This window comes from Kitasatospora sp. NPDC059571, assembly GCF_042735675.1.
GTDB lineage: Bacteria > Actinomycetota > Actinomycetes > Streptomycetales > Streptomycetaceae > Kitasatospora.
The window spans coordinates 1-1,480 of sequence record NZ_JBHWBW010000817.1; the positions used below are offsets into that span (position 1 = coordinate 1).

Annotated in this window: 1 protein-coding gene; it reads left to right on the forward strand. The window is 82.0% G+C overall.

What is annotated here, in order from left to right; translation table 11 throughout:
* Positions 1-118: 118 nt before the first annotated feature.
* Positions 119-1,480: hypothetical protein (locus ACFV0G_RS39285; protein ID WP_380558697.1), on the forward strand; the 1,362-nt coding region annotated here is incomplete at its 3' end.

Genomic DNA, 1,480 nt, shown 5'->3' on the forward strand with positions numbered 1-1,480 from the left:
GCGCGCGCCGGGGTCGCGCCAGCCCCCGCCGCACCGGCTGCCGGCCCCGGCCCGGCCGCCCCCGCGCCCGCACGCCCCCCCCGGCCGCGGGCCCCCCGGCCCGGCGCCCCCGGCGGCGGTGCGCACAGCCCTGGCCGGGGTGGCGGGCGCCGCCCGGCTGCGGCCGGCCGGGCCCGCGGCGCGTACGGCGCACGCCTGGACCCGCCGGCTGGCCGGGGTGGTCGACCGGCTCGCCGACCTGGTCGTCGACCCGGACGCGGCGGGCCCCGCCCAGGCCGCCGGACTCCTCGGCGAGCTGCGGCCCGCGGCCCGCACCGACGGCGTCGCCCGGCTGCTGGGCGCCGACGTGCTCCGGCCGCCCGCCTGCTTCCGCAGCCTCGACCTGCACCCCGAGGACGTGGTCGAGCTGGTCCGCCGGTTCGCCGCCGTGCACCCCGCGCCCGCGCTGCCGCTGCTCGTGGTGGGGGTGCGCACCTCCGGCAGCTACCTCGGCCCGCTGGCGGCCGCCGCGCTGCGCCGGCTCGGCTACCGCACCGTGGTGTCGGGCACCACGCGGCCCGGCGCCGAGCTGCTCCCCGGCCGCGGCGCCGCCGTCCGGGAGGTGCTGCGCGGGCACGGCGTGGTGCTGCTGGTCGACGACCCACCGGCCTCCGGCGGCTCGCTCGCCGCGGTTGCCGCCCGCGCCGAACGGGCCGGCTTCCCCGCGCAGGCCGTCCACCCGCTGCTCCCCGTCCTCGGCGACGCGTCGGACGTGCCGCCGGCGCTGCGCCGCCACCCGTGCACCGTGCTGCCGGGCGCCGACTGGGAGGTACGGGCCCTGCTGCGGCCGCCCGCGCTGGCCCTCGCGCTGACCCGGCTGCTCGGCCCGGACCAGGAGCTGCTCGCGCTGGAGTCGGACCGCGCCGGACTGCCCTCGCGCTGGTCCCACCTGGCCGTACCGCTCTCCGCACGGATCCGCGCGGGCGGCCGCGATCGGGTGCTGGCGCTGACCGCGGAGGCCGCCGGGATCGGCTACTTCGGGCGGCACGCCGTGGACCTCGCCGGCCTGCTCACCGGGCTGGTGCCGGAGGTGCTGGGCTTCTCCGACGGGGTGCTGCTGCGGGAGCGGCTGGCCGGCGAGGACGGCGCCGCACCGGGCGGGCGGGTCGACCCCGCCGCGGTGGTCCGCTACGTGGCCGCCCGGCAGCGCCTCCTGGCCGTACCCGCCGACCGCAGCCTGCGGCTGGCCGGCCGGGCACCGGCCTGGGAGGTCGCGGCCCGGGTGCTCGCCCCCGCGCTGGGCCGCCTCGACCCGCTGCTGACACCCGCCCTGCTGCACCCGCTGGCCCGCTCGCTGCTGGCCGCCGACCGGCCCTGCCTGGTGGACGGGCGGACCCTGCCAGCCCTCTGGGCGGCCGACGGGGACGGCCGGTGGCGCAAGACCGATTACGCCGCAGGCGCCTTCGGCCGCCTCGAACTGGCCAGCTACGACGCCGCGTTC